26 protein-coding genes are annotated in these 26,868 nt (G+C 46.7%); 18 read left to right on the top strand and 8 right to left on the bottom strand.

The features are described from left to right. Positions 1-4: 4 nt before the first annotated feature. Together AAGG74_RS13465 and cimH are read right to left on the bottom strand one after the other, a co-directional pair. The gene (locus AAGG74_RS13465) at positions 5-1,693 is read right to left on the bottom strand and encodes a M56 family metallopeptidase (protein ID WP_429675792.1); all 1,689 of its coding nucleotides are present in this window, start codon (positions 1,691-1,693) and stop codon (positions 5-7) included. 124 nt (positions 1,694-1,817) lie between these two features. After that, a complete protein-coding gene (cimH, locus tag AAGG74_RS13460; protein ID WP_429675791.1) occupies positions 1,818-3,170 on the bottom strand; it encodes a citrate/malate transporter CimH in 1,353 nt (450 codons plus the stop codon). A 562-nt stretch (positions 3,171-3,732) separates the two neighbouring features. Here cimH and cydA point away from each other — a divergent pair. From cydA to AAGG74_RS13435, 5 genes are all read left to right on the top strand, one after another. Beyond that, entirely contained in the window at positions 3,733-5,139 is a 1,407-nt protein-coding gene (cydA, locus tag AAGG74_RS13455) for a cytochrome ubiquinol oxidase subunit I (RefSeq protein WP_162103668.1), read from the top strand. Further along, positions 5,123-6,139, top strand: a complete 1,017-nt coding sequence (gene cydB / locus AAGG74_RS13450; protein ID WP_162103669.1) for a cytochrome d ubiquinol oxidase subunit II — start codon at positions 5,123-5,125, stop codon at positions 6,137-6,139. The genes cydA and cydB overlap by 17 nt, the downstream gene beginning before the upstream one ends. After that, on the top strand, positions 6,139-7,842 hold the full coding sequence (cydD, locus tag AAGG74_RS13445) for a thiol reductant ABC exporter subunit CydD (protein WP_429675790.1): 1,704 nt from the start codon (positions 6,139-6,141) through the stop codon (positions 7,840-7,842). Before cydB ends, cydD begins: the two co-directional genes overlap by 1 nt. Further along, positions 7,839-9,566, top strand: a complete 1,728-nt coding sequence (gene cydC / locus AAGG74_RS13440; RefSeq protein ID WP_429675789.1) for a thiol reductant ABC exporter subunit CydC — start codon at positions 7,839-7,841, stop codon at positions 9,564-9,566. Before cydD ends, cydC begins: the two co-directional genes overlap by 4 nt. 84 nt (positions 9,567-9,650) lie before the next feature. After that, on the top strand, positions 9,651-10,481 hold the full coding sequence (locus AAGG74_RS13435; RefSeq protein WP_429675788.1) for an NAD(P)H-hydrate dehydratase: 831 nt from the start codon (positions 9,651-9,653) through the stop codon (positions 10,479-10,481). Positions 10,482-10,494: 13 nt separating this feature from the next. On the opposite strand, the gene AAGG74_RS13430 is transcribed toward AAGG74_RS13435, so the two are convergent. Beyond that, complete coding sequence (locus AAGG74_RS13430) at positions 10,495-11,868, bottom strand: cytosine permease (protein WP_429675787.1); 1,374 nt, start codon at positions 11,866-11,868, stop codon at positions 10,495-10,497. Positions 11,869-12,079: 211 nt separating this feature from the next. On the opposite strand from AAGG74_RS13430, the gene sigY reads away from it, so the two are divergent. From sigY to AAGG74_RS13400, 6 genes are read left to right on the top strand one after another with little or no spacing between them, the layout of a single operon-like run. Next, positions 12,080-12,616 carry an RNA polymerase sigma factor SigY gene (gene sigY / locus AAGG74_RS13425; protein WP_429675786.1) on the top strand — a complete coding sequence of 179 codons (537 nt, stop codon included), beginning with the start codon at positions 12,080-12,082 and terminating at the stop codon, positions 12,614-12,616. Further along, on the top strand, positions 12,609-12,929 hold the full coding sequence (locus tag AAGG74_RS13420; RefSeq protein WP_429675785.1) for a YxlC family protein: 321 nt from the start codon (positions 12,609-12,611) through the stop codon (positions 12,927-12,929). Before sigY ends, AAGG74_RS13420 begins: the two co-directional genes overlap by 8 nt. Continuing rightward, entirely contained in the window at positions 12,926-13,132 is a 207-nt protein-coding gene (gene yxlD, locus AAGG74_RS13415) for a sigma Y negative regulator YxlD (RefSeq protein WP_162103690.1), read from the top strand. Before AAGG74_RS13420 ends, yxlD begins: the two co-directional genes overlap by 4 nt. After that, positions 13,129-13,317 (top strand): sigma Y negative regulator YxlE, encoded by a 189-nt coding sequence (gene yxlE, locus AAGG74_RS13410; RefSeq protein WP_162103693.1) that lies wholly within the window; start codon positions 13,129-13,131, stop codon positions 13,315-13,317. The genes yxlD and yxlE overlap by 4 nt, the downstream gene beginning before the upstream one ends. A 6-nt stretch (positions 13,318-13,323) precedes the next feature. Further along, positions 13,324-14,211 carry an ABC transporter ATP-binding protein gene (locus AAGG74_RS13405; protein WP_429675784.1) on the top strand — a complete coding sequence of 296 codons (888 nt, stop codon included), beginning with the start codon at positions 13,324-13,326 and terminating at the stop codon, positions 14,209-14,211. Continuing rightward, positions 14,208-14,984: an ABC transporter permease gene (locus AAGG74_RS13400; RefSeq protein ID WP_429675783.1), complete on the top strand. Its 777-nt coding sequence runs from the start codon at positions 14,208-14,210 to the stop codon at positions 14,982-14,984. The genes AAGG74_RS13405 and AAGG74_RS13400 overlap by 4 nt, the downstream gene beginning before the upstream one ends. 253 nt (positions 14,985-15,237) lie before the next feature. Here the strand turns inward: AAGG74_RS13400 and katX are convergent, their stop codons facing one another. Further along, positions 15,238-16,881 (bottom strand): catalase KatX, encoded by a 1,644-nt coding sequence (katX, locus tag AAGG74_RS13395; RefSeq protein ID WP_429675782.1) that lies wholly within the window; start codon positions 16,879-16,881, stop codon positions 15,238-15,240. A 128-nt stretch (positions 16,882-17,009) separates the two neighbouring features. On the opposite strand from katX, the gene AAGG74_RS13390 reads away from it, so the two are divergent. The 7 genes from AAGG74_RS13390 to licH all read left to right on the top strand — a co-directional run bounded on the left by AAGG74_RS13390 (position 17,010) and on the right by licH (position 23,340). After that, positions 17,010-17,600 (top strand): DNA-3-methyladenine glycosylase, encoded by a 591-nt coding sequence (locus tag AAGG74_RS13390; protein WP_429675781.1) that lies wholly within the window; start codon positions 17,010-17,012, stop codon positions 17,598-17,600. 28 nt (positions 17,601-17,628) lie between these two features. Then, positions 17,629-17,763 (top strand): hypothetical protein, encoded by a 135-nt coding sequence (locus AAGG74_RS13385; protein ID WP_429675780.1) that lies wholly within the window; start codon positions 17,629-17,631, stop codon positions 17,761-17,763. A 165-nt stretch (positions 17,764-17,928) separates the two neighbouring features. Next, entirely contained in the window at positions 17,929-19,848 is a 1,920-nt protein-coding gene (gene licR / locus AAGG74_RS13380) for a transcriptional regulator LicR (protein ID WP_429675779.1), read from the top strand. 133 nt (positions 19,849-19,981) lie between these two features. Next, positions 19,982-20,290 (top strand): PTS lichenan transporter subunit IIB, encoded by a 309-nt coding sequence (gene licB, locus AAGG74_RS13375; protein ID WP_162103710.1) that lies wholly within the window; start codon positions 19,982-19,984, stop codon positions 20,288-20,290. Between the two features lie 15 nt (positions 20,291-20,305). Then, entirely contained in the window at positions 20,306-21,664 is a 1,359-nt protein-coding gene (gene licC / locus AAGG74_RS13370; protein WP_162103713.1) for a PTS lichenan transporter subunit IIC, read from the top strand. A gap of 18 nt (positions 21,665-21,682) precedes the next feature. After that, complete coding sequence (gene licA, locus AAGG74_RS13365; RefSeq protein ID WP_225493181.1) at positions 21,683-22,015, top strand: PTS lichenan transporter subunit IIA; 333 nt, start codon at positions 21,683-21,685, stop codon at positions 22,013-22,015. Then, positions 22,012-23,340: a 6-phospho-beta-glucosidase LicH gene (gene licH / locus AAGG74_RS13360; protein ID WP_429675778.1), complete on the top strand. Its 1,329-nt coding sequence runs from the start codon at positions 22,012-22,014 to the stop codon at positions 23,338-23,340. Before licA ends, licH begins: the two co-directional genes overlap by 4 nt. A 31-nt stretch (positions 23,341-23,371) precedes the next feature. On the opposite strand, the gene AAGG74_RS13355 is transcribed toward licH, so the two are convergent. The 4 genes from AAGG74_RS13355 to dltC form a co-directional block, all read right to left on the bottom strand. Further along, positions 23,372-24,463, bottom strand: a complete 1,092-nt coding sequence (locus AAGG74_RS13355) for a branched-chain amino acid aminotransferase (RefSeq protein WP_162103720.1) — start codon at positions 24,461-24,463, stop codon at positions 23,372-23,374. 141 nt (positions 24,464-24,604) lie between these two features. Then, a complete protein-coding gene (locus AAGG74_RS13350) occupies positions 24,605-25,363 on the bottom strand; it encodes an SDR family oxidoreductase (protein WP_429675777.1) in 759 nt (252 codons plus the stop codon). An 87-nt stretch (positions 25,364-25,450) separates the two neighbouring features. After that, positions 25,451-26,629, bottom strand: a complete 1,179-nt coding sequence (gene dltD, locus AAGG74_RS13345) for a D-alanyl-lipoteichoic acid biosynthesis protein DltD (protein WP_429675776.1) — start codon at positions 26,627-26,629, stop codon at positions 25,451-25,453. Then, complete coding sequence (gene dltC / locus AAGG74_RS13340; RefSeq protein ID WP_039075079.1) at positions 26,629-26,865, bottom strand: D-alanine--poly(phosphoribitol) ligase subunit 2; 237 nt, start codon at positions 26,863-26,865, stop codon at positions 26,629-26,631. Before dltC ends, dltD begins: the two co-directional genes overlap by 1 nt. Between the last annotated feature and the right edge of the window lie 3 nt (positions 26,866-26,868).

The following is a 26,868-nucleotide window of genomic DNA, read 5'->3' as shown; positions in this document are numbered from 1 at the left end:
GGTTTCATTTCAAAGAGATGGACTCTTTCAGCCGGTCTCTGAGCCAGCGCTTTACTACTCCCTGGCCTCTGTTAGACAATAATGTGCTGACACGCCAATACATAGGGGGATGAGGAGCGAACTGAAAATCAATTAATCTGAAAAACCAGCTTTTATCGCGTGTGAGAGAGTCGATGGTAAGCTCGTCCTCGTCTGCTTCAGAGCTGTAAGCGCTTCGTTTTTGTGTATCCTCATCCTGCCGAACCGCCAAGATCCTCAAGGCCTCGGCCATTTGTTTGTACCCGCCTTCCAGCATTGATGCGCCAAGGTTGTCAGCACGAACCTCCATCCACTGTGAACAAAAGGATTGATAGAGCTGAAATAGGATGATGATGGCCATAATGAAAACCCAAAGTGTCACTTTGTGAGCCTGCGGATGGGTGATATGCTGCTCAATGAGGAGGATGATTCCCACGACGGCTCCGAGATATAGAAAACGTAAAAGTTGTGATGACAGAACATCGCGTTTTTTAATATGAATTGCCTCATGGGCCAGAATGCCTTCGATAACATGCAGCGGAAGGGTTAGGGTAGCGCTCGTCAAAATAACCATTGACCTTCCGACATTCATGCCCACTGCCATTCCGTTGTAATCTTCACTCTCCGTTTCATATATGCGGACATGGGAAATGCCGGCCTTGCGAAAAATCTTGTCGGCCGCTGCCTGTACGTGCGGCTGATGACAAGGCTTGGCATCCATTGCCGCCCGCAGCACACGGTCTGACAGATACATGTTGAATACCCAGTACAGCATCACAGCACCAGCCATGATCCATGGAGAGGCATGTAGTGCGTATAAAGCAAGCACCAATAACCCATATGCTGATACGCCTTTTACGCTGACAGCAAAATACAGCTTCCCAAGCAGCCGCTTCACATTTTTTCTATGATAAAACGGCAAAACAGAAATCACAGTGTTCTCGTTGTTTTCTGAATCGATGTATTCGCCGAAGATTGCTTTCCATCTTTGCGGTTCTTTTACCGTCAGAAATAGTGTTTCACCAGGAAAAGACAATTTGATGACTTGCTGAAAGCTTGTTGTCAGATCTAAAAGGGATGAATACATTGTCAAAAGCGGATGGAGCTTTAAAAGATCAACCGTAGATTCAAGCTGAATGTCTTTCAAATCAGAAAGCGGGTATGTACGGGTTTCATAACGAGAGCTGATGTGCAATGTTTCTAAGGAAGCTGAATACATAACGTTCGCACTAAAAACATTCCATATTCGTTTCACCAGTGCCCCTCCGCCGGAAATCATGCCGAAAAGGATCACATATTTGAGGGGGCTTGGGTCAGGCCCATAGATGAAAAAAATAACGGCGCCCGCAAACACGACGGCTGTCAGTGTGATGTCTGACAGGAGGCGTGTTTTGTTTCTGGCAAGCTCGACTTCCTCCCAATCCCCGGAAGGTTTTGCTGCCTGCTCTGAAACAGTGAGATCCAATGCGGTCCAGTAGCAGGTGAACATGATCGCAATCGAGATAATACCGTCCATAAATGATTGATGAGAGAAGATGTAAACAGCAGCGCCGATCCACAGAACAATATCAATCCAAAAGTCTATGGCCGGAATGAGTTTTGCTGCGAGGGCTGATATAAAATAAAGTCCCAGCCCGAGAATCGCAAAAAGAAATAGATGTGTTCCCATAGGCATGCCAAAGTCCTTTCTATCTAGTATTTCCAACTATTACTATAGCATGATGCGGGAAGTTGGAAAAACACTGACATGCAAAAAAAAGCAAGTTCTTCCGATTTGCGAAGAACTTGCTTGAGGTGTCTCAATAAAATAGATGCAGCAGCAATAAGGTTAAGGACACTGTAATCGCTCCCCCGATTCGGGTGGATACCTGGGCGAATGGCATTAATTCAAGCCTTTCTGCGGCGCTTAAAATAGCGACGTCCCCGGTGCCGCCTTGTCCTGAATGGCACGCATTGATAATAGCGGTTTCAATCGGGTACATGTTCAGCCATTTTCCGGTGAAAAAGCCGACGGCCATCATGGTTATAACGACAGACAAAATCGTAATGATATTGCTGATATTAAAGGCGGCGATAAGCTTGTCCCACGGCGTCATGGATACTCCGATTGCAAAGAGCAGCGGATAGGTCACAGCAGTTGAAAAGAAGCGGGACACTCCAAATGCGCCATTTTCGATTGAGGCAGGCGCCAATCTGAACAGCTTAATCAGGACAGCCAGCAACAGCATCGCAACAGGTGCGGGGAAACCGAAAAAGTCGTGAGCGAGCATGCCGACTAAGTATAAAGAGACTGCAAGAATTCCGCCTGACGCAAATAAAGAAAGGTTGAACATTTGCTGTCCGCTTTGTGATTCCTGCAGCGCAGGGGACTCTTGTTCTGACCGGTCCACTTTACCGTTGCCTGTCCATTCCGGTTTTTTCTTTCCGATTCTGTTCAGCAAACCCGCTAGAATGATCGCGCACAGGCTGCCTAGCATAATTGACGGCAGAACAAGGGCGAACGCTTCTCCTTGAGACATAGGCATGATGTCAGAATAGCCGATCGACAGCGGGATAGCGCCTTCTCCGACACCGCCAGCCATGATAGGAATGACGATGTACAGCAGTGTGTGCTGGAATCCGAGCCCAAGAATTGTGCCGACAGCCAGACCGACAAGAGCAGCCGCGACAGAACCGGCAATAAGCGGAATAAAGATTTTCATGAATGCTTTTATGAGTGTTTCTCTTTTCATGCCGAGAATGCTTCCGACGACAATCCCGGCGATAAATAAGTATAGAAAGTTTGAGTTTTCTGTAAATTCTGTGGTGGATTTGACGATATCATTAGGCAGCAGGTGATAGTAGACGACAGCGGACGGAATAAAAGTAGCTAGGATGGCAGGGCCGCCGATTGAACGAACAATCGGTATCGATTTGCCGATTTGGGCAAAGGTAAACCCGAAAAATGCCATAACGGCAATGGATGTCAAAATGTCGCTTTTTACATTGTGATGCATAACAAATACGGTGATTAATATAAACAGCAAGGCATACACAGGAAGCGGTATGATGCCTACTTTTATATTCATGGCTTTGGCAAACACATTTTCTTTTCGAACTCCTTTATAAATTGTATCCGTTTGCAACTGCACTTGTGTTTGAAGCTCTTCCATTGAAAAACCTCCCCCTATTCTTGATGCATTGAATTGTTCACTACGTTAATCATACTGAAAAATTCAAATAATGAATATATTAAAAATGTACTATTCAGCTTGTCACAACTTTTCGGTTCACCAGGAAAGAGACAATCTGACTAAAATCGGCCTATGACAGAGTAATGAGAAATGAACACAAGAGCCTGCCAAGCATTTTATTCGCAAGAAACGATGTGTTGATGTACGATAAAAAAGGGTCATTTATCCTAGCGTCCGCCATAAATCAGCAACAAAACAGACAACAATCCGTCACATCATTTAGGTCTTTTTGATTATTTTGGACTTTCTTTTTAAAATAAATCGTTGTAAAGTACTTAATATGAACCAGTTAAAGAATATGTCATTTGGTCAGTCTGGCAATCTAGCATCATATGGAATAGCTTTTTGACATGTTTGTGAAGTATTGAGCAATATATATTTTTTTCGTCTATTTTGTGAATTAATGATCAAAGTTTCCGGTTTTGTATGTGAAGTAGTGAGCAAAGTAAATGCAGTTTCAACGGGAAATGGAGGAGAAAGCATGAGTGAATTGGTATTAGCCCGCATTCAATTTGCATCAACAACGTTGTTTCACTTCTTGTTCGTGCCGATGTCTATCGGGCTTGTGTTTATGGTTGCGTTGATGGAGACTCTTTATCTTGTGAAGAAAAATGAGCTGTACCTCAAGATGGCAAAGTTTTGGGGACACTTATTTTTAATAAATTTCGCTGTCGGTGTTGTCACGGGGATTTTGCAAGAATTCCAGTTTGGACTGAACTGGTCTGATTATTCCCGTTTTGTCGGAGATGTATTTGGCGCTCCGCTAGCGATTGAAGCATTATTGGCATTTTTTATGGAATCTATTTTTATCGGATTATGGATTTTCGGATGGGATCGCCTGCCGAAAAAAATTCACGCTCTCTGCATTTGGCTCGTGTCATTCGGAACGATCATGTCATCTTTCTGGATTTTAACAGCGAACTCCTTTATGCAGGAGCCGGTCGGCTTTACAATCAAAAACGGCCGCGCGGAAATGAATGACTTTGCCGCGCTGATTACAAACCCGCAGCTTTGGGTTGAATTCCCGCATGTTATTTTTGGGGCGCTCGCGACAGGGGCTTTCTTTATCGCCGGAGTGAGTGCTTTTAAACTATTGAAGAAAAAAGAAGTGCCGTTCTTTAAACAATCTTTTAAAATCGCAATGATCGTCGGCCTTTGTGCCGGTCTCGGCGTCGGCCTGAGCGGACACATGCAGGCTGAGCATTTAATGGAATCACAGCCGATGAAAATGGCTGCCAGTGAAGGCTTATGGGAAGACAGCGGTGACCCTGCTGCTTGGACCGCTTTTGCTACGATCGATACAAAAAATGAAAAAAGCTCAAATGAAATCGAAGTTCCTTATGCTTTGAGTTACTTGGCTTATCAGAAATTCAGCGGAAGTGTCAAAGGGATGAAAACTCTTCAGGCTGAGTATGAAAAAACATACGGAAAAGGCGACTACATTCCGCCCGTAAAAACGACATTCTGGAGCTTCCGCATCATGGTTGGCGCAGGTGTTGTCATGATTCTTGCTGCGTTAGGCGGGCTTTGGTTAAACCGCCGCAAAAAGCTTGAAACGAGCAAATGGTATTTGCGCATCATGATCGCATTGATTTCCTTCCCGTTTATCGCGAACTCTGCGGGCTGGGTTATGACGGAAATCGGACGTCAGCCGTGGACAGTCATGGGCTTGATGACAACTGCTCAATCTGTGTCGCCTAACGTAACGGCAGGCTCATTGTTATTCTCAATTATCGCCTTCGGTGTCATGTATATGATTCTGGGTGCACTGCTTGTCTTCTTGTTCATCCGTGAAATTAAAAAAGGTGCAGATCATAGTGATCATCATGATGTTCCTGTATCAACAGACCCATTTAGTCAGGAGGTATACCATGGCATCTCTTCATGATCTTTGGTTTATACTCGTTGCTGTATTGTTTGTAGGATTTTTCTTTTTGGAAGGCTTTGATTTCGGTGTCGGCATGGCGACACGTTTTCTTGGCCATAATGAATTAGAACGCAGAGTGCTGATCAATACGATCGGACCGTTTTGGGACGCAAATGAAGTATGGCTTTTGACTGGTGCAGGCGCCATTTTCGCAGCGTTTCCGAACTGGTATGCAACGATGCTGAGCGGTTATTACATTCCGTTTGTCGTTGTGCTGCTTGCGTTAATGGGCCGCGGGGTCGCGTTTGAGTTCCGCGGCAAGGTCGAACATTTAAAATGGGTAAAGGTTTGGGACTGGGTTGTTTTCTTCGGCAGTCTGATTCCCCCGTTTGTGCTTGGTGTGCTGTTCACGACATTATTCAGAGGAATGCCGATTGATGCCGATATGAACATTCACGCACATCTAGCCGATTATATAAATGTATACTCTGTACTTGGCGGTGTGACCGTAACACTTCTTTGCTTCCAGCATGGATTAATGTTTATCACGCTGCGCACGATTGGTGATTTGCAAAAACGCGCCCGAAAAATGGCGCAAAAGATAATGAGTGTTGTTTTTGTGGCGGTTCTTGCCTTCGCGGCTCTTTCTGCCTATCAGACAGACATGTTTACTCGCCGCGGCGAGATTACCATCCCGCTCGTTATTTTGATCGTCATCTGCTTTATGCTTGCAGCTGTATTTATCCGTAAGAAAAAAGACGGCTGGACATTTGGGATGACAGGCGCAGGGCTGGCGCTGACTGTAGGAATGATCTTTATTTCCTTATTCCCTCGGGTCATGGTCAGTTCGCTGCAAAGCGCGTACGATTTAACAGTAGCTAACGCTTCTTCCGGGGATTATTCGCTTAAAGTGATGTCAATTGCAGCATTAACGCTATTGCCGTTTGTCATCGGCAGTCAGATCTGGAGCTACTACGTCTTCCGGAAGCGCGTCAGTCATAAGGAGCCTATGACTTATTAATGGGAAAAGACCTGTTTCGATATAAAGGAATGAAGCGGATTCTCACTGTGATTATTTGTTTAACGCTAATTCAGACAGCCGCTATTATTATGCAGGCAGAGTGGCTGAGTAAAGCCGTAACCGGGCTGTTCAACGGGAAGAGTATAGCCTCCCTGTTCCCGGTGATCGGCTTTTTCCTTATCGCTTTTGTCGCACGGCACGCGGTGACGGTGGCGCGCCAGAAAATGGTCTATCAATATGCCGCCCGGACAGGGGCCGATTTGAGAAAAAGTTTTCTTGATCAGCTGTTCCGGTTAGGCCCTCGCTTTGCTAAGAAAGAGGGAACGGGGCAAATGGTGACGCTGGCGATGGAAGGCATCAGCCAGTTCCGCCGCTACTTGGAGCTGTTTCTCCCGAAAATGGTCAGCATGACCATTGTGCCTGCGGCGGTTGTCATTTATGTGTTCTTTCAGGACCGGACATCAGCTGTCATCTTAGTCGCTGCTTTGCCGATTCTGATCATCTTTATGATTCTCCTCGGCCTTGTCGCACAGAGAAAGGCGGATCGTCAGTGGAAATCCTATCAGAGACTTTCCAACCATTTTGTTGATTCTCTTCGCGGACTGGAGACATTGCGTTTCCTAGGTTTGAGCAAGTCGCACAGCAAAAATATTTTCTACGTGAGTGAGCGATATCGCAAAGCAACGATGAGCACGCTTCGAGTGGCATTTTTATCTTCCTTTGCACTCGATTTTTTTACAATGCTGTCGGTGGCGACAGTCGCAGTATTTTTGGGCCTGCGTCTCATTGAAGGAGATATTTTGCTTGGTCCCGCTTTAACGGCGCTTATTCTCGCGCCTGAATATTTTCTGCCAGTACGGGAAGTGGGGAATGATTATCATGCAACGCTGAACGGGCAGGAAGCAGGCAAAGCTATTCAAGAGATTCTGTCACAGCCTGGCTTTAAAGAAGAGGCGCCGCTTCAGCTTGGGACGTGGTCTGATCGAGATGAGTTGAAGCTGTCAGGCGTGTCAGTCGGCCGATCGGTGTCCGATATTGATCTATCATTCAAAGGGAAGAAAAAAATCGGCATCATCGGAGCAAGCGGTGCCGGAAAATCAACATTAATTGATATTCTCGGCGGTTTTTTGGAACCAAATGGCGGTACGATAGAAGTTAATGGTTCAGGCAGGTCCCATTTGCAGGACGGCAGCTGGCAGAAAAACCTTCTCTATATCCCGCAGCATCCGTACATTTTTGATGATACGCTGGCGAACAACATTCGCTTTTATCATCCAAGCGCTTCTGCTGAGGATACAGCCCGCGCCGCTGCCGCGGCGGGGCTGACGGAGATGATGGACAAGCTTCCAAATGGGTTAGAGGGACGAATTGGGGAAGGCGGCCGGGCGCTCAGCGGCGGCCAGGCGCAGCGTGTCGCACTTGCCCGCGCCTTTTTGGGAAACCGCCCGATTCTGCTGCTGGATGAGCCGACTGCCCACCTTGATATCGAAACAGAATATGAAATAAAAGAAACGATGCTGGATTTATTTGAGGATAAGCTCGTCTTTCTCGCGACTCACCGCCTTCACTGGATGCTCGATATGGACGAAATTATCGTGCTGGATGGGGGCAGGGTTACGGAAATCGGGACTCACGATGAATTGCTGAAGAAAAATGGTGTGTATACCAAACTCGTGGAGGCACAACTGGGGGAAAGAGCATGAAGAAAGAAGAATGGATTCTGCCGTATATCAAGCAAAATGCCCGCCTGTTCGTTCTGGTCATCTTTTTGGGTGCGGTGACGATTTTTTCTGCTGCTTTTCTTATGTTCACCTCAGGATTTTTGATCTCTAAGGCGGCGACAAGACCGGAGAATATTCTCCTCATTTATGTGCCGATTGTCGCTGTGCGCACCTTTGGAATTGCGCGGTCTGTGTCACGATATGTGGAACGCCTCGTTGGGCACCATATTATTTTGAAAATCGTGTCCGACATGCGTGTCCGTCTTTACAACATGCTTGAGCCAGGCGCCTTGATGCTGCGTTCCCGTTTTCGCACAGGAGATATGCTCGGCATTTTGTCTGAGGATATTGAGCATTTGCAGGATGCCTTCTTAAAAACGATTTTTCCTGCTATTTCTGCCTTGCTTCTGTACGCTGTTTCTGTGATTGCGCTCGGGTTCTTCTCATGGCCGTTTGCTATATTGCTTGCGCTTTATTTATTTGTTCTTGTGGTGCTGTTTCCGGTTGTGTCTTTGCTTGTCACAAGGGCCAAAAATGCGAAGCTGAAAAGCGGGCGTAATATGCTGTACAGTCGTCTGACAGATGCTGTGATGGGTGTCAGCGACTGGATGTTCAGCGGCCGCCGTCATGCATTTATTGATTCCTATGAAAAAGAGGAACATGATTGGTTTGAGCTTGAACGGAAAAAGCAACACTTTATCAGGTGGCGGGACTTTGCTGCACAATGTCTTGTCGCCGGTCTTATTTTGATGATGCTGTTTTGGACGGCGGGTCAGCATGCAGACGGCGGCCTTGCTAAAACAATGATTGCTGCTTTTGTTCTTGTGGTCTTCCCGCTGACGGAAGCCTTTCTTCCTCTTTCAGATGCTTTGGGCGAAGTGCCCGGCTATCAGGATTCCATCAGACGAATGAATAGAGTGGCTGCTCAGCCGGAGGCATCACAACCGGAATTAGCAGCTGAAGCATTAGATCTTCAAGATGTCACACTGTCATTTCGCGATGTGACGTTTTCTTATGATGACAGCAGCCGGGTGCTGCACAATTTTTCCTTCACTCTGCGCCAAGGGGAAAAAATGGCGCTGCTCGGCCGAAGCGGGTCTGGAAAATCAACCTCGCTCGCTTTAATTGAAGGCGTCCTGAAACCTGATGCAGGATTTGTGACGTTAAACGGAGTAGAGACAGCGCTGTTAAAGGATCAGATTGCTGACGCGGTGGCTGTGTTAAACCAAAAGCCCCATCTGTTCGATACAAGCATTCTGAACAACATCAGGCTTGGAAACGGAGAGGCAAGCGACGAAGATGTGCGCCGCGCCGCAAAACAGGTGAAGCTGCATGACTATATTGAGTCACTGCCTGACGGATATCATACCTCCGTTCAAGAAACCGGCATCCGGTTTTCCGGAGGAGAGCGCCAGCGAATCGCACTCGCTCGGATTTTGCTGCAGGATACGCCGATCATCATCCTTGATGAGCCGACAGTCGGCCTCGACCCGATCACCGAACGCGAGCTGATGGAAACGGTGTTTGAAGTGTTGAAAGGAAAAACGATCTTATGGATTACGCATCATCTCGCAGGAGTGGAAGCGGCCGATAAAATCGTGTTTCTTGAAAATGGAAAAACAGAAATGGAAGGAACGCATGAGGGGCTGCTGGCGGGAAATGAACGATATCGCCGCCTGTATCATCTTGATGTTCCTGTAAAATAAAAGACAGCCCTTCAGGCTGTCTTTTTTGTTTGAAATAGAAAAGGTACAGGAAAAATAGGAAGAGAAAACAGAGGAGGGATAGAGATGAATGTTCCAGTCTGGAGTGAAGAGCATGTGAGGGCATCACTCCCTGAAAGAAAGGCGGAGAGCCATAAAGGTACATTCGGTACAGCTTTGCTGCTGGCGGGAAGCGACGACATGCCGGGCGCGTCGATTCTTGCGGGGCTTGGGGCGATGCGCAGCGGTCTCGGAAAGCTGGTCATTGGTACATCTGAAAGCGTGATCCCGCTGATTGTGCCTGTTCTGCCCGAGGCGACCTATTGGCGTGACGGCTGGAAAAAAACGGCTGAGTCTCAGCTTGAAGAGGCGTACCGAGCCATCGCCATTGGACCGGGTCTGCCGCAAACCGAAAGCGTACAGCAGGCAGTTGATCATGTGCTTGCGGCGGATTGCCCCGTCATTTTGGATGCGGGAGCGCTGGTGAAGCGCACATACCCGAAACGGGAGGCGCCCATTATCCTCACGCCGCACCCGGGTGAGTTTTCCCGCATGACGGGGGTGCCGGTGAAAGAATTACAAAACAAAAGAGCAGAACACGCAAAGGAATGGGCGGCTCAGCTGCAAGCTGTCATTGTATTAAAGGGAAATCAAACCGTTATCGCGTTTCCCGACGGTGATTGCTGGCTTAACCAAACTGGAAGCGGGGCACTCGCCAAGGGCGGAACCGGTGATACGCTGACGGGCATGATATTGGGCATGCTCTGCTGTCATGATGATCCAAAACACGCGATATTAAACGCAGTCTATCTGCACGGTGTGTGCGCTGAGCTTTGGACGGATGAGCATTCCGCTCATACGCTGCTCGCACACGAGCTTTCTGACATGCTGCCTCGCGTATGGAAACGATTTGAATGATAAAAAGCTGTCTTCATAGAGAAGACAGCTTTTCTTGATAGCCCGCCTGTTTTTTCAGACGAGGTTTCATTAATACATAGTAAAGCACAGAAGGCACGGCCAAGCCGACAATCCATGCGATGTCTCCGCCCCCAAACATTTTGGCCAGCGGCCCAATGTAAAAGGACGTATTGATAAACGGAATTTCTAGCAAGATGGACAGGACGAACGCAATCGTGGTAATCCAATTGACCTTTCCGTACGGCCCGTTCATATCGAACATGGCTTTGACTTGATAGCTCCCGTGGCGAACGAAGTAGTAATCGACTAAATTGATTGCCGTCCAAGGAATTAAGAAGTAGCTGATGAAAAAGATAAAATTCAAAAACAGCTCCATAAAATTACTTTGCCCGAGAAGGCTTAAAACTGTACCGACAAGCGTGACGCCGAGGATCATGATGATTCTGACGTTGGGCGTGACCTTTAGCTTCAGAAACGGCTCCAACGTTGTTGTCGTCGACATGAAAGCGCCATACAGGTTAAAGACATTGATCGCCATTTGTCCAAATAACACAATGATCAGCATAATGAACGAGAAGGGTCCGAACAACTGCACAATCTGGCTGCCTGAGTTTGCTGTAAAGTCAGGCAGTGCTGTTGTCAGCAAAGCACCGAGCAGCATCATCCAGATGGAGCTGACAGATGTACCTGCATAGCTGTACCAAAATGTTTTAGACGCTGGTGTTTTAATTGGCAGATATCTTGAATAATCGGCAACATACGGTGCATAGGCAAGCTGCCATGTTGCGACTGCGCTGACTGCCACTAAGAAAACTGGCAGATTAATCGCACCGGGAATCCAGCTGCCTGCCGGGATCGGCAGTTGAAAAATGAGTATTGTTGCAGCAAAAAACACAGCAAAAGAGGTCCAAGAAAGGATTTTTTGCATTTTGTGAATTAAATCATGGCCGAAAATCGTGAGTAAAAAACATACGGCGCTTAAGCCTATAATGCTCCATGAGCCCGGGATGGGAACAAAGCTGCTTAAGGTTCCAGCCGCCAGAATCGTGCTGCTTGCGAAGAAACCAAGGTAGATAAACATAACTAAGAAGAGGGGAAGAATCGCTCCGATTACGCCGAATTGGGCACGGCTTTGAATCATTTGCGGGATGCCGAGCTGAGGGCCTTGCGCGGAATGAGAAGCCATAAATATGGCACCGATTAAGGTTCCGCAAATAATAGCGGCAACACTCCAAAATAGATTAAGTCCCATTGCAACTGGAATCGTACCGGTCACCAACGTTGTGATATGCATATTAGCCCCGAACCATACGGGAAATAAATCTTTTGCTTTACCATGTCTTTCTTCATTCGGAATATATTCAATCGTTCGCCTTTCTACTTTCAATGCATCGTCCTCCATATTGGATGTTATTTTCAAATCGACATAAAGTCATAGCTTAACAGACTATAAGGGGGTTTACAAATGCAGATGTACAGCCAAACGGCCGTGAAGATTGATCTGTCAATGGTTGAAAAGAATTGTAAAAAAGCTGAACGCTTTTGAATCCGGTGTCGTCTCATAAGACAGAAGAACAAAAAAAGGGGGATCGCGGCCATTGGATGCATATGAAGAACAGCAGCTGATTCAGCAGGCGAAAGAGGGAAACGACGAGGCGTTTACAGCCCTTTTCCATTATCATTATTCATTTTTATATAAATACTTGTTAAAGCTTTCCCTCCATCCAGATCTCAGCGAGGAACTTGTTCAGGAAACCTTTCTGAAAGGGTACATTCACTTAGGAAGCTTCCAGGGGCGTTCCAAATTCTCCACCTGGCTGATCTCCATTGCATCGAGACTCTACCTTGATTACCAGAAAAAGAGAAAGAGAGAATGGAAACGGAATCAGACGGTTGCGGAGGAAACAATCCGCAAGATCAAGTGGGACGTGTCGGTTAAAGGAGAAGAATGGAGCGAAACGCTCGATCTGTTTTCAATGCTGGACCCTAAACTGCGCACACCGGTTTTATTAAGGCATTACTACGGCTATACCTACGCCGAAATCGGGCTGATGCTGCGGATCAAAGAAGGCACTGTGAAGTCCAGAGTTCATAAAGGGCTTAAGCAAATCAGAAAGGAGTGGAACGATGAATAAAGAACAGCTTTCTCATCATTTAAAATCAGAATGGCAGAAAATAGATCAAGCAGCCAATCCTTCTGTACCGGATCAAAAAGAACTGCTCCGCCAACTGTTACAAATGAGAGCTGAACGAAGAAAAAAACTGCTGAAAGAGATCATCTTATTTGTACTTTGCGCCATGATGGTTGTGAGTGCGGCAATTCTAGCGTTCACTCAGGCTTTCACTGTATTTATTGTGCTTCAGGTTTGTGTGCTTACGGTATTACCGATTTTGATTATTGCTGAGAAAAAAAGAAGTCTCGGCGAATGCGAGGTGGAGCGCCGATGACACAAACAGAAATTGTCGGGGTTGTGGTGGCTTATCTTATCGTATTGGCACAGGGAATCTTTTTGTTTATTGATGCCAAAAAACGGGATCGCATGGCATGGGTTTGGGGGATTGTCGGATTGATTCAAGCGCCGATGCCAATCATTTGCTATTACTTTTTTGTCATTAAACCGGACCGGCAGAAAAGGGGGATTAAGCCATGAATATTTCTTGGGAAATGATTTTGCCGCTGATTGTATTACAGTTGGTTTTGGCAGTGTTTGCGCTTATCAGCTGTATAAAGGAAGAGCGGACAAACGGTCCAAAGTGGATGTGGGCAGCGGTCATTGTGTGTATCAATATTATTGGACCGATTTTATTTTTTACCGTCGGCAGAAAGCAAAGGTGATCGGGTATGCTGTCTATTGAGTCATTATACAAATTGTACCGGCACCATCAAGCTGTAGAAAATATCAGTTTTCATGTGAATGAAAACGAGTGTGTCGCACTATTAGGACCAAATGGAGCCGGTAAAACCACAACGCTGCAAATGCTGGCCGGGCTGCTTTCACCAACTTCTGGAACAATCAAGATGTTAGGAGAGAAAAAAATCGATCGGCGTTTGATTGGCTACCTCCCGCAGTATCCGGCTTTCTATTCGTGGATGACGGCAGCCGAATTTTTAACATTTGCGGGGAGACTGTCCGGTCTTTCGAAGAAAAAGTGCCAAGAGGAGATCGGAAGGATGCTGGAATTCGTTGGTTTGCAGGAAGCAGCGCATACCAGAATCGGCAGTTATTCAGGCGGCATGAAACAACGACTTGGGCTGGTACAGGCGCTGCTCCATAAGCCGAAGCTGCTGATTTTGGATGAACCGGTGTCTGCTCTTGACCCGTCTGGACGGTTCGAAGTGCTGGAGATGATGCGGGAGCTGAAGAAGCATATGGCTGTTCTGTTTTCTACCCATGTTTTGCACGATGCGGAGCAAGTGTGTGATCAAGTGGTCATCATGAAAGACGGGAAGGTTTCATGGAATGGCGAGTTACAGCAGCTAAAAAAACAGCATCAAACGAATGTATTTATCCTTGCTGTAAAAGAAAAGCTTAAGGGCTGGCTTGAAGAGCAGCCTTATGTCTCAGCTATTGTCTATATCAATCCGTCTCAAGCTGTTTTTGAGCTGCCGGGTATACAAGATGGCCGGACATTGCTGAGTGATTGTATCCGTGCAGGATTGACCATCACTCGGTTTGAACAGAAAACGGAATCTCTTGAAGACGTCTATTTAAAGGTGGTGCACGCATGAAGGTAACGATGACATTATTGCAGAAAGAATGGCTGGAAGGGTGGAAAAGCGGCAAGCTGATCTGGCTGCCGATTGCGATGATGATCGTAGGACTGACACAGCCGCTGACCATTTATTATCTGCCGGAAATCATTGAACACGGAGGAAACCTTCCTGACGGCATGAAAATCAGTTTTACGACGCCTTCCGGGCCTGAAGTGATGGTCAGCACGCTTTCTCAATTCAACACGCTGGGCATGGCTCTGGTCATCTTTAGTGTAATGGGGAGCGTGGCGAATGAAAGAAACCAAGGGATAACGTCACTGATCATGTCGCGGCCTGTGAGGGCAGTCCATTATATAATGAGCAAATGGCTCATCCAAAGCGTGATTGGGATCGTATCGTTTGCAGCTGGATACGGACTTGCTTATTATTACGTCCGGCTGCTGTTTGAGCACACATCATTCAGCCATTTTGCCGAAAGTTTTGGCCTCTACGCTCTTTGGATCCTGTTTATCGTAACTGCCGGCCTTGCCGGAAGCACGATGTTTCGATCTTTAGGAGCAGCCGCGGCTTTTGGAATTGGGCTGACAGCTGCCGTTTCCTTTGTTGCCTCGATATTTCCTGAGGGTGCGAAGTGGCTTCCTGCTGAGCTTTGCAAGCAGGCAGAGCATATCCTTCTTCACGGAGAAAGGGCGGATTATTTCGGGTGGTCACTCGCATTTTCCATTTTGTGTATTCTGCTTCTGGCCATGTTTTCTGTGTGGCGCTTTCGGCGGTATGAAAGCTATTAATTGTTCGTTTTGACACGTTTGTGCGAGCAACATATGAAAGGCGGCGAATACCGGATGCCGGCTGCATCGCATGAAAAGTGCAAATGTTCTTACAGGCTTGAAAACCAAAAACAAAATGCCATACATAACAAACGGCGCGATCGAAAGGAATGATGTTCTGCTGTAACGCCATCATTTCTCTCAGCCTTCCTGTGGAAAGTGCTGCAATACTGGAAAAAAACAGGACTTAAACAAACGCCCTGTTTCCTGCTTGTTAATACGGATCAGACGGGTGACTTTCCTGTTCAGCCTGCTTTGCGGCCTGTTCAGTCTTAGTTGTGCCGATCGGTCCGTTGTTGTTGGTTTCGGAGACTTTTTTCAATCCTTCCGCTACGCGTTTTCCGTAGTCAGGGTCAGCTTTTGTAAAGTTCTCAATCATTTGGTCTTGGATTTCCTTTTGACATGTGGAAAGCGTATTCACCAGGTTTGTGATCAATTCGTTTCGTTCAAACTCAGTGAATCTCCGGTACGTCTCCCCGGCTTGTCCGAAGTTGTTCGTTCTGTCGATCGCTTCACGCTTTACATCACCTTCGACATGGGGCGTATGATCTTTTCCATCCTGCTTCGCTTCCTTCAGCCCGCCTGTAATGGAAGGTTCGTAGTTGACGTGCGGGTTTTGTCCTTCTGCTCTATCCATCCGGTACAGCATTTGCCCGCCTTCCTGGTTGGTGGCGACATGTTTTTTCGGCGAGTTGATCGGAAGCTGCAAGTAATTGGCACCTACACGGTAGCGCTGCGTATCAGAATAGGCAAACGTCCGCCCCTGGAGCAGTTTGTCATCTGAAAAATCAAGCCCGTCGACAAGCACACCCGTTCCGAATGAGGCTTGCTCCACTTCCGCATGGTAGTTTTCCGGATTTTTGTTAAGAACCAATTTACCGATCGGCTTCCATGGGAAATCGTCTTTATACCAAAGCTTTGTCGGATCAAGCGGATCAAAGTCCAGTTCAGGATGAGCGTCATCGCTCATGATCTGGGCATACACTTCCCATTCCGGATAATCGCCATTTTCTATCGCGTCATATAAATCCTGTGTTGCATGGTTAAAGTTTTTCCCTTGGATATCTTCTGCTTCCTTTTGTGTCAGGTTGCGGATGCCCTGCTTCGGTTCGAAGTGGTATTTCACGAGAACAGCTTTGCCTTCCTCATTCACCCACCTATAAGCGTGTACACCGGAGCCTTGCATTTGCCGGTAGTTGGCCGGTATGCCCCAAGGTGAAAACAAGAAGGTAATCATATGTGTCGCTTCGGGAGACTGAGAAATGAAGTCGAAAATACGTTCACCGTCTTGGATGTTGGTCACTGGATCAGGCTGAAATGCGTGCACAAGATCTGGGAATTTCAGCGGGTCGCGGATAAAAAAGATTTTCAAGTTGTTCCCGACCAAATCCCAGTTTCCATCTTCGGTATAAAGCTTAATGGCAAAACCGCGCGGGTCTCTCAATGTTTCAGGTGAGTGTTTTCCGTGATTCACAGTAGAAAAACGGACAAATGCAGGCGTTTTTTTGCCTTTTTCCTGAAAAAGCTTGGCACGGGTGTACTTTGAAATTGGCTCGTCTCCAAAGCTTCCATACGCTTCAAAATATCCGTGTGCACCCGCTCCCCTTGCATGTACAACCCGCTCAGGAATACGCTCGCGGTCAAAGTGGCTGATTTTTTCGAGAAAATCATAGTTCTCAAGTGTTGTAGGCCCTCTATTCCCGACTGTTCTCACATTTTGGTTGTCAGTTACAGGATGCCCTTGTCTGTTCGTTAAGGTATCCTCTGACTCGTTTTTCCCTGATGTCTTATGAGAAAGCGCATCCTCGCTGCCCTGTGCATTTGTTCCGTGATGTTTTTTCCGATGATCATCTTTCATTCGTTGACCCTCCTTTTTTGAACGGTAACAATATGCCCTGAATGGAAAGATTTTAAAACCGCCGTTTTTTTTCAGCTGCTTCGGGAATGGTACAATGTACACAAAATGGTAAAAGGAGAGGTCGATTCGTGACGAGAGAAATAAAGCCGATGCCCATCACGTTTTATCAAAAAAGCGCTCTTGAGCTTGCCCCGTTGCTTCTCGGCTGCCTTCTAGTAAAAGAAACAGACGAAGGCACAGCGTCAGGCTATATTGTGGAAACAGAGGCCTACATGGGTGCCGAAGATAGAGCGGCTCACAGTTTTAACAACCGCCGTACGAAGCGGACAGAGATTATGTTTGCAGAAGCTGGGCGGGTGTATACATATGTGATGCACACTCATACATTGCTGAATGTTGTTGCCGCAGAAACAGATGTCCCGCAAGCGGTATTAATCAGAGCGATTGAGCCGCATGAAGGTCAGCTGTTAATGGAGGAGAGAAGGACAGGCCGCCGTCCGAGAGAATGGACAAACGGGCCCGGAAAGCTGACGAAAGCGCTTGGTGTCACGATGAATGACTACGGACGCTGGATCACGGAACAGCCGCTTTATATTGAAAGCGGGTATACACCGGAAGACATCTCAACCGGCCCGCGCATCGGCATCGACAATAGCGGAGAGGCGCGCGATTATCCGTGGCGGTTTTGGGTGACGGGAAACAGGTACGTCTCGCGTTAGCATGTTTAAACAAAAGGCAATCAGGGGAATGGTTGAGAAAAAAGAAGGGAGAATCGAAGCTTTGAAAAAAATGATTAAAACCGTTATCAAGTGGGCGCCGATCATATATCCGATTGTTCGAAAAATCATGAAGGATCGCAAGGTGTCCAAAACAGCCGGCTGAGCCGGCTGTTTTTTTATTATGGGTAATTTTCCCTCTCGTCCCGCCGATGTTCATTGACTTGAAATTCTCCCCATTATAGAATTTATATACATTTCGTATTCCTTCTCGATCCTTTCTGCCTATTCATTTGATCCGTGCATTTCTACTTGATAGGAGGTTTTTCTCATGCTTCATGGGCGACTTCGTGATATTCTGCGCTTGTTGATGGCGGCTGAAGCCCCGGTGACAAGCTCGTTTTTTGCTGCGCAATTAAACGTGACGACGCGGACAGTCCGCAATGACATAAAGGAACTGCAAAGCGTGCTGAGCAGTCATGGCGCCTTTGTCCAATCGGTAAGAGGCTCCGGTTACAAACTCCGCATTCATGACGAGCAGACATTCAGAATGCTTTTGCAAGATGTGTTTCAGCAAAAAAAAGGCCTGCCGGTGCTGCCGGAGGAGAGAATGGCCTATCTTTTGAAAAGGCTGCTGCTGGCTGAGCATTATCTCAAGCTTGATGAACTGGCTGAAGAACTGTATATCTCAAAATCCACACTCCAAGCCGATTTAAAAGAAGTGAAGAAACGGCTGCTTCCTTACCGCATCGTTATGGAAACACGTCCGAATTATGGCTTTAAGCTGCGCGGGGACGAGGTGCAGATGAGGTTTTGTATGGCGGAGTACATCGTCGATGAAAGAGAAACAGAGCTTGATATTCTGAATGAAAAGGCTGATATTTTGCCAACTAAAGAAATCGACATCATCCGTTCCGCCATCCTGACAAAAATCAAAAACGACCGCATTCCTCTGTCCAGCTTAGGTCTGAATAACCTCATCATACATATCGCTATCGCCTGTAAACGGATTAGAACGGAAAACTATGTATCTCTTTTCCCGGAAGATATGGATCATATCCTGCATCAAAAAGAATATCAGGCTGCTGAAGCCATTGTAAAAGAGCTGGAATCAGCGTTAGCTGTTACATTTCCGAAAGACGAGACGGCCTATATCGCTATGCATCTCCTCGGCACAAAACGAGTGACACAGCTGCAATGCGGGGAGAACTCATTTTCAATAGACAAAGAAACTGATCAGCTAATATTAACGATGATGGAAGCTGTTGATCGAGAACTGAAGTTTGGCATTCTGCATGACAACGAGCTGAAAATCGGCTTGGCTTTGCATGTGAAGCCGGCGATCAGCCGCAACCGATACGGCATGAACCTGCGAAACCCAATGCTGGCAGCAATCAAGGAGCATTATCCTCTCGCTTTTGAAGCTGGAATCATTGCGGGAATAGTCATAAAGGAACAAACGGGTATCGATATTCATGAAAATGAAATTGGGTATTTAGCTCTCCACTTCGGTGCCGCCATTGAACGAAAAAAAACAGAAAGCCCGCCGAAGCGCTGTATCATTGTGTGCGCATCTGGTGCCGGGAGCGCTCAGCTGCTGCGCGAAAAACTCCGCTCCCATTTCGGCAAGCGGCTCGATATTTTAGGAACCGCTGAGTATTATAGTCTTGACCAAATGTCCTTTGAATCGATTGATTTGATCCTCAGCACCATCCCGATCAAAAAAGCTCTCCCTGTACCAGTGCTGAAGGTCAATACACTCTTGGGCGGCACCGACTTTGTGAAAATTGAATCCATCTTAAGTGACGAAAAAGCAAAAGCGGCCCGCTATCTAAAAGAAGAACTTGTTTTTTTTCAGAAGGATATGCGCTCAAAAGAAGAAGTGATTCAGTTTTTAGGGCAAAAAGCGGTTAATTCCGGCTATGCCAATCACGACATCATAGATTCAATTTTTGAAAGAGAAGACATGTCGCCAACGTGCTTTGGCAATCTTGTTGCCATTCCGCACCCGCTCGTCCCGCAGACAAAAACAACATTTTGGACCGTCTGTACGTTAAAAAAACCGATAGATTGGGAGAATCAGCGTGTTCAATTTGTCTGTTTGCTCTGTGTCGAAAAGGAGAACAAAGCGGATTTGCAAAACATGTATAAACTACTAGGCAGCATTTTGGACGATCCGGCAGCCGTGAACCAGCTGATCAAAAGCCGTTCGTATCAAGAACTTTTAGAGGTGTTTGACCAAAATCGTTAAGCGGACAGTCTGTATATACCTTTTTTCCGTTTCTTGCGGAAAAACCTTGAGTGTTTATGAAAGCGATTTCATAATATGATGATATTAACAGCAGGACTTAACAAAATTGATTAAACTCTAGGGGGTCTTTTACATGAATATATTACTCGTTTGTGCAGCAGGTATGTCTACAAGTTTACTGGTGAGCAAAATGGAAAAAAGTGCGCAGGAACAAGGGAAAGAATATACCATTTGGGCAGTTTCAGGCGATTCTGTACAGAATCATATCGATAAAGCGGATGTGCTGCTTCTCGGCCCGCAAGTCCGTTACATGCTTCCGCAGCTGAAAAAATTAGGAGAGACAAAGGGGGTTCCGGTAGACGTTATCAATTCTGTCCATTATGGCACGTGCAACGGGGCGGAAGTGCTGAAATCAGCTGAACTGCTTGGACAGGTGTCGTAGAGAGGGGCGGGCTATGTGAATAAAATCAATCAATTCTTAGAAGAAAAGGTCATGCCTATAGCGGGGAAAATTGCGGGCCAACGCCATTTGCAGGCGCTTCGTGACGGTATCATTCTCACGATGCCGCTCATTATCATCGGTTCCTTTTTCCTCATCATCGGCAACCTCCCGATACCGGGATACGCTGAATTTATGGCAAAAACGTTTGGCAGTTCATGGTCTGAAAAGCTGGCTTATCCAGTCGACGCTACCTTTGAAATTATGGGCCTTGTCGCCGCATTCGGCATCGCCTACCGGCTCGCCGAGAAATACGGCGTTGATGCCCTGTCAGCCGGAGCCATTTCACTTGCAGCATTTCTGTTGGCAACACCTTATCAAGTGCCGTTTATACCAGACGGTACGACGAAAGAAATCATGGTCGGCGGCGGAATTCCGCTCTCGCTGATGGGAAGCAAAGGCCTGTTTGTCGCCATGATTATCGCGATGGTGTCGACTGAGATTTACCGGCTTATTATCCAGCGCAACTTGGTTTTCAAAATGCCGGATGGCGTTCCCCCGGCAGTCAGCAAATCATTTGTCGCGTTAATTCCCGGCTTTGCCGTCATCTTTCTGATTTGGGCAGCCCGGCTTCTTGTGGAAGCAACACCGTTTGAGAGTCTTCATAACATTGTAAGCGTTTTACTGGGAACCCCGCTTTCCATTCTTGGCGGAAGCCTCGGAGGAAGCCTTGTTGCAGAAGCTGTCAAAATGCTTTTATGGGCCTGCGGTCTTCACGGCGCAAACATTGTCGGCGGCGTCATGGCACCGATTTGGTACGGCGCTATGGATATCAACCGGATCGCCTTCCAAGCCGGTGAGGAGCTGCCGAAGATTTTTACCCAGCAGTTTTTCGATATCTGGGTCAATATCGGCGGAAGCGGCGCTACCTTGGCACTGGTTGTCACGATGTTTCTGCGCGCACGAAGCAAGCAAATGAAGCAGCTCGGAAAGCTTGCGATCGGCCCGGCCGTCTTTAATATTAATGAACCGATTATTTTCGGAATGCCAATCGTTATGAACCCGATGCTTTTGCTTCCGTTTCTCATCACCCCGCTTGTCGCAGTGGTCCTTACTTACATCGGGATGAGCACCGGCCTTGTTGCTAAGCCGGCGGGGATCGCGGTTCCGTGGACCATGCCGCCGATCTTTTCAGGCTATCTGGCGACAGGAGGGAAGGTCTCAGGTGCGGTTATGCAAGTCATTAATATCGCCGTATCCTTTGTCGTCTACTACCCGTTCTTTAGAATGTGGGATAAACAGAAGCTGAAAGAAGAAAACGATCTAGAGCTGGTTCAAACGCCTGCAGCATCAGATGACAAAGAAGCGGCTTTATAGAGAAAGGAAGTGAATCGCGTGAGTGAAAAAATGGAGCAAATTATTTTTCAAATGATTCTTCACGGAGGAAATGGAAGGAGCTCTGCAATGGAGGCCATTGCCGCTGCGAAAAGCGGTGATGCAGAAGAAGCGCGGAAAAAGCTTCAAGACGCCGCAGAAGAATTGTCAAAAGCCCACCATTATCAGACAGAGCTGATCCAAAATGAAGCGGGCGGAGAAAAAACGGAAATGACACTTCTGATGGTGCATGCACAGGATCATTTAATGAATGCGATGACAGTGAAGGATCTGGCGGCGGAGTTCATTGAGTTATATGAAAAAATCACCGAACAAAGGGGAGCAAGCATATGACAAAAGGATTGAAGATTGTCACGATTGGCGGAGGTTCAAGCTACACGCCTGAGCTAGTGGAAGGGTTGATTAAACGGTATGATAAGCTGCCTGTCCGAGAATTATGGCTCGTTGACATCCCTGAAGGCGAAGAAAAGCTGAATATTGTCGGTACGCTCGCCAAACGAATGGTTGAAAAAGCTGGAGTCCCGATCGATATTCACCTTACGCTCGACCGGAGAAAAGCGTTGAAGGGTGCAGACTTTGTGACGACCCAGTTTCGCGTCGGGCTTCTGCAGGCAAGAGCCAAGGATGAGCGCATCCCTTTAAAATACGGGGTTATCGGTCAGGAAACGAACGGCCCGGGAGGTCTGTTTAAAGGATTGCGTACGATTCCGGTTATCCTGGAGATCGCGAAAGACATTGAGGAGCTTTGCCCGGACGCATGGCTCGTCAACTTCACAAACCCTGCCGGCATGGTGACAGAAGCCTTGCTTCGCTACTCTAACCTGAAGAAAGTCGTCGGTCTCTGTAACGTTCCAATCGGCATTAAAATGGGTGTTGCCAAAGCGCTTGATGTAGATGTGAACCGTGTAGAAGTCCAATTCGCCGGACTGAATCATATGGTGTTCGGGCTCGATGTTTTCTTGGACGGCGTCAGTGTGAAGGATCGAGTCATCGAAGCGATGGGTGATCCGGAAAACGCGATGACGATGAAAAATATTTCAGGCGCAGAGTGGGAGCCGGAATTTTTAAAAGCGCTTGATATCATTCCTTGCGGCTATCACCGTTACTATTTCAAAACAAAAGAGATGCTTGAGCACGAGCTGGAAGCATCACAAACAGAAGGCACCCGTGCTGAAGTGGTGCAGAAGGTCGAAAAAGAGCTGTTTGAGCTTTATAAAGATCCAAACCTTGCGATCAAACCGCCACAGCTGGAAAAGCGGGGAGGCGCTTACTACAGCGATGCAGCTTGTAATTTAATCAGCTCTATTTACAATGATAAACACGACATTCAGCCGGTAAACACGGTGAATAACGGGGCAATCGCCAGCATCCCAGACGATTCAGCGGTTGAAGTAAACTGCGTGATGACGAAAAACGGCCCTCAGCCAATTGCTGTCGGTGACTTGCCGGTATCTGTCCGAGGCCTCGTCCAGCAAATTAAATCATTTGAGCGTGTCGCGGCAGAAGCGGCGGTCACAGGCAACTATCAAACAGCGCTCCTCGCCATGACGATTAATCCGCTCGTCCCATCCGATACTGTGGCCAAACAGATTTTAGACGAAATGCTGGAGGCGCACAAAGCGTACCTGCCGCAGTTCTTTAACAAAATTGAAGCGTAAAAAAAGCCGGCATTCATTGCCGGCTTTTTGCTTACTTGCTTTCAGTCAGCGCTGCGACTTCGGTTGTCCATCCGAAGTCGTCTGCGACAGCGCCTTTTTGAATGCCTGTAATTGTGTCATATAGTTTTTTCGCGATTTCTCCTGTTTCACCGTTGTTAATCGACAGTGTTTCATCCTGCCAGATCAGCTCGCCAACTGGGGAAATAACAGCTGCTGTTCCTGTTCCGAAGGCTTCTTCCAGAATGCCGTCTTTATGGGCTTGGATGACCTCATCGATTGTAATCTTTCGTTCTGAAACTTGCAGGCCCCAATGCTTAAGCAAGGCGATGACGGAATTGCGTGTAATGCCTTCAAGGATGCTTCCGTTTAGCATCGGTGTTACAATTTCTCCGTTGATTTTGAAAAAGATGTTCATGCTTCCGACTTCTTCGATGTATTTTTTCTCAACGCCGTCCAGCCAGAGTACTTGAGAAAATCCTTTCTCTTCAGCAACCTGCTGAGCTTTTAAGCTTGAAGCATAATTCCCTGCGGTTTTGGCATTTCCCGTTCCGCCTTTTACCGCGCGGACAAATTCACTTTCAACAGCGATTTTAACTGGTTTGATGCCTTCTTTATAATAAGAACCGACCGGAGAGAGAATGATAAAGAGCTTATACGTATGAGATGCCGCAACGCCGAGGAAAGGCTCGGTTGCAATGATGAACGGACGGATGTAAAGAGATGTGCCCTCTGCATTCGGAATCCAGTCTTTATCGATGGCAACAAGCTGTTTTAAACCTTCCAGAACTTGTTCTTCATCGATTTGCGGGATGCAAAGGCGGTCGTTTGATTGATTCAGGCGTTCCATATTTTTTTCCGGTCTGAAAAGCAGGACATGGTCATTCTCCGACACGTAAGCCTTTAACCCTTCAAACACGGTTTGGCCGTAGTGATATACCATTGCCGCCGGGTCCATTGAAAAGGGTTGATAAGGAATGATTCTTGGGTCGTACCACCCTTTATCCGCCGCATAGTCCATTACAAACATGTGGTCTGTAAACACTCTTCCGAACGAAAGCTGATTTGGATCTGGTTTCGGTTTTTTAGTTGATGTCAATTCAACGCGAATCGTTTGTTTAGTCATGGTCAATCTCCCTGTTGTTAAATTGTTTATATTATCAAACTTATTTGAAAATAATTTATATTCTATTGTATACCTTCAACAAATATTCGCAATAGGTTTACGTAAATTTGCAAGAAATTCATAAGAAAAAAGCAGGAGAAATTAATTCTCCTGCGTGTTCATTTGCTCGAACACCTTGTCATAATCAGCGCGAGTGGCATTCCGAAGTCCTTCGACGCGTTCATTTGTAATTTCTTGTTTGCCTTCCTTTAGACCCTCCAAGAAATACTGAACATATTCTTCAGTTGAAAGGCCGCGGTACGTCAGACCTTGTTTATCACGTGATTTTTGGTTTAATGCTGTGTCCACCATAGGAGGCGCCATTTCTATTACTTCCACGCTCGTCTTGCGAAGCTGGTGTCTCAGCGTAAGCGAGAATGAGTGAAGCGCCGCTTTCGTTGCGCAGTACACCGGATAAACTGCTAACGGGTTAAACGCAAGCCCTGATGTGACCTGAACAATTGCCGCCTCGGACTGCTTCATCAAATGAGGAGTAAAAAGGGCTGATAAATGGACAGGCGCTTGAAAATTGAGTTCTATTTCATCTCCGTCCACGAAAAGCTCCTCTGTCCCTTTTCTGAAGTCAATTTCCTTTTGAATGCCTGCATTGTTGACGAGAACATTCAGATTCGGAAATTCCTTTAGTACCCATTCAGATAATGCTTCACGTTCAGAAAGGTCCGCAACATCACACTGCTTAGTATGGATGTTCGGGAGCTGCTGTTTCGCTTCGGTTAGACGTGTTTCGCTGCGTCCGCAAATAATGACTTCATTGCCGAGCTCCAGCAGCCTTTTGGCCAGTTCAAGCCCAATGCCGGCGGAACCGCCTGTAATTAACACCGTATTGCCTGTCATCTTCATAGATGTAACACCTCTTATCTGTTGGCTGTGATTCCTTTACTATTTCAAATCTTAGCAGGAAATATGCAGCCGCGTCCTAAGAGATGCTCAGGATGAAGTGACTTTTCCGGTTTTGTAAAACTCGTCGATTGCTTTATCGACATGCACCCAGCCTTTCCAGCCGATGTGAATGGTATCTTTCATGAAATACGGATCATATTCATGTCCTGAAAAGTCAGCAACCTGGAAGCCCTTGGCTCTGATCTGTTTATTCACCTTTTTGTAATAGTCAGTGCGTCCTTTTTTCGGGAAGCCCGTGTAGTCGTACCACTTTCCGTTAACAGGAATGGTGACAAACATAGGCTCTGCACCCGCATCCTTCAGGATATCAAGCATCATCTCAAAATCCTTGTATTCCGGTGACACTGCATACGATTTTCTTTTGTTTGTCCCTTTTAGCTTAGGCACTTTCGGCTTTAGCTTTTTATAAATGGGGTTGTCGATGTGAAAATCGTTAGATCCGGAGTGGCGTTTGCCTGATTGATCTGCGAGTTTATTTAATTCAGACCATGACTTGTCCTTTACCGACTGCGAGATATAACGCTTTGGCCCGGAGGATTCCATCGTTGAATAATACAAGTCTTTCTTTTCCAGCATGCTGTAGTAGACTTTTGCCGCCGGTTTCAGCGCGTTCACTTTCCATGTCTGACCGTTTATCATTGCTTTATACAGCTCGGAAAGAACCGCGTCGTTTTTCACGACTTTAAAGCGCAGCATGCGTTTCATCATGTACTTTTTCACATCGGGATCGATCTGCTCGTTAAATGCCAAATCAAGCCCTTGCAGCGCGGAAAAATTCGGCGCGAAATGCTGTTCATCAGATCCGCGCTTAATAAACCATTGCGGGGACACGATGAATACGATTTTTTTGCCCTTCAGCTGATCCTTATGGGCAGCGAAGTTTAAGGAATGAATCAACGACTGGGATCCGCCTTTGCCGACAAGGTATGGCGTGAACCCTTCATTGTTTACTTGAAAGTAATTAGATGGGTGGAATTCATCCAGCCGAGAAAGCTCAGAAGATCCGTAAATCGGAAGATATGCCGGATCTTCGAGTGCTTGATCTTGTAAATAAAGCCCTTGAAACATGCTTGGATTCAAGGCTGTTGCTGACTCCTTCACCCGTTTATCGGTAATGAAGCCTGTCAGCCATGAAGATGGAATTGCGATGGCGCCTGCGAATAGAATAAACGCCAAAATAATTGGACCGAAAAAACGCTTTTTCATTATTTCAACTCAGACAGCTGGTTTACAATGTTATTAGGCGTATTCCAAACATCCCGATCAAATTCAGTGATCGGCACTAAAATATCAAAACGGTTTTCAATCGCAAGCAGCAATTCTACTGTTCCAAAAGAATCAAGCAAACCTTCTTCAAAAATGTCAATATCAGGATTTTCCTTTACGATGTCATCCTGGCAAACCTCTGCTAAAACGTCTAATACCTCTTGTTTAAATTCCATAGC

Source organism: Bacillus mexicanus, from assembly GCF_050445615.1.
Taxonomy (GTDB): Bacteria; Bacillota; Bacilli; order Bacillales; family Bacillaceae; genus Bacillus; species Bacillus mexicanus.
The sequence above is the reverse complement of the archived record's forward strand: the minus strand, read 5'-3'. Positions and strand labels throughout refer to the sequence as shown.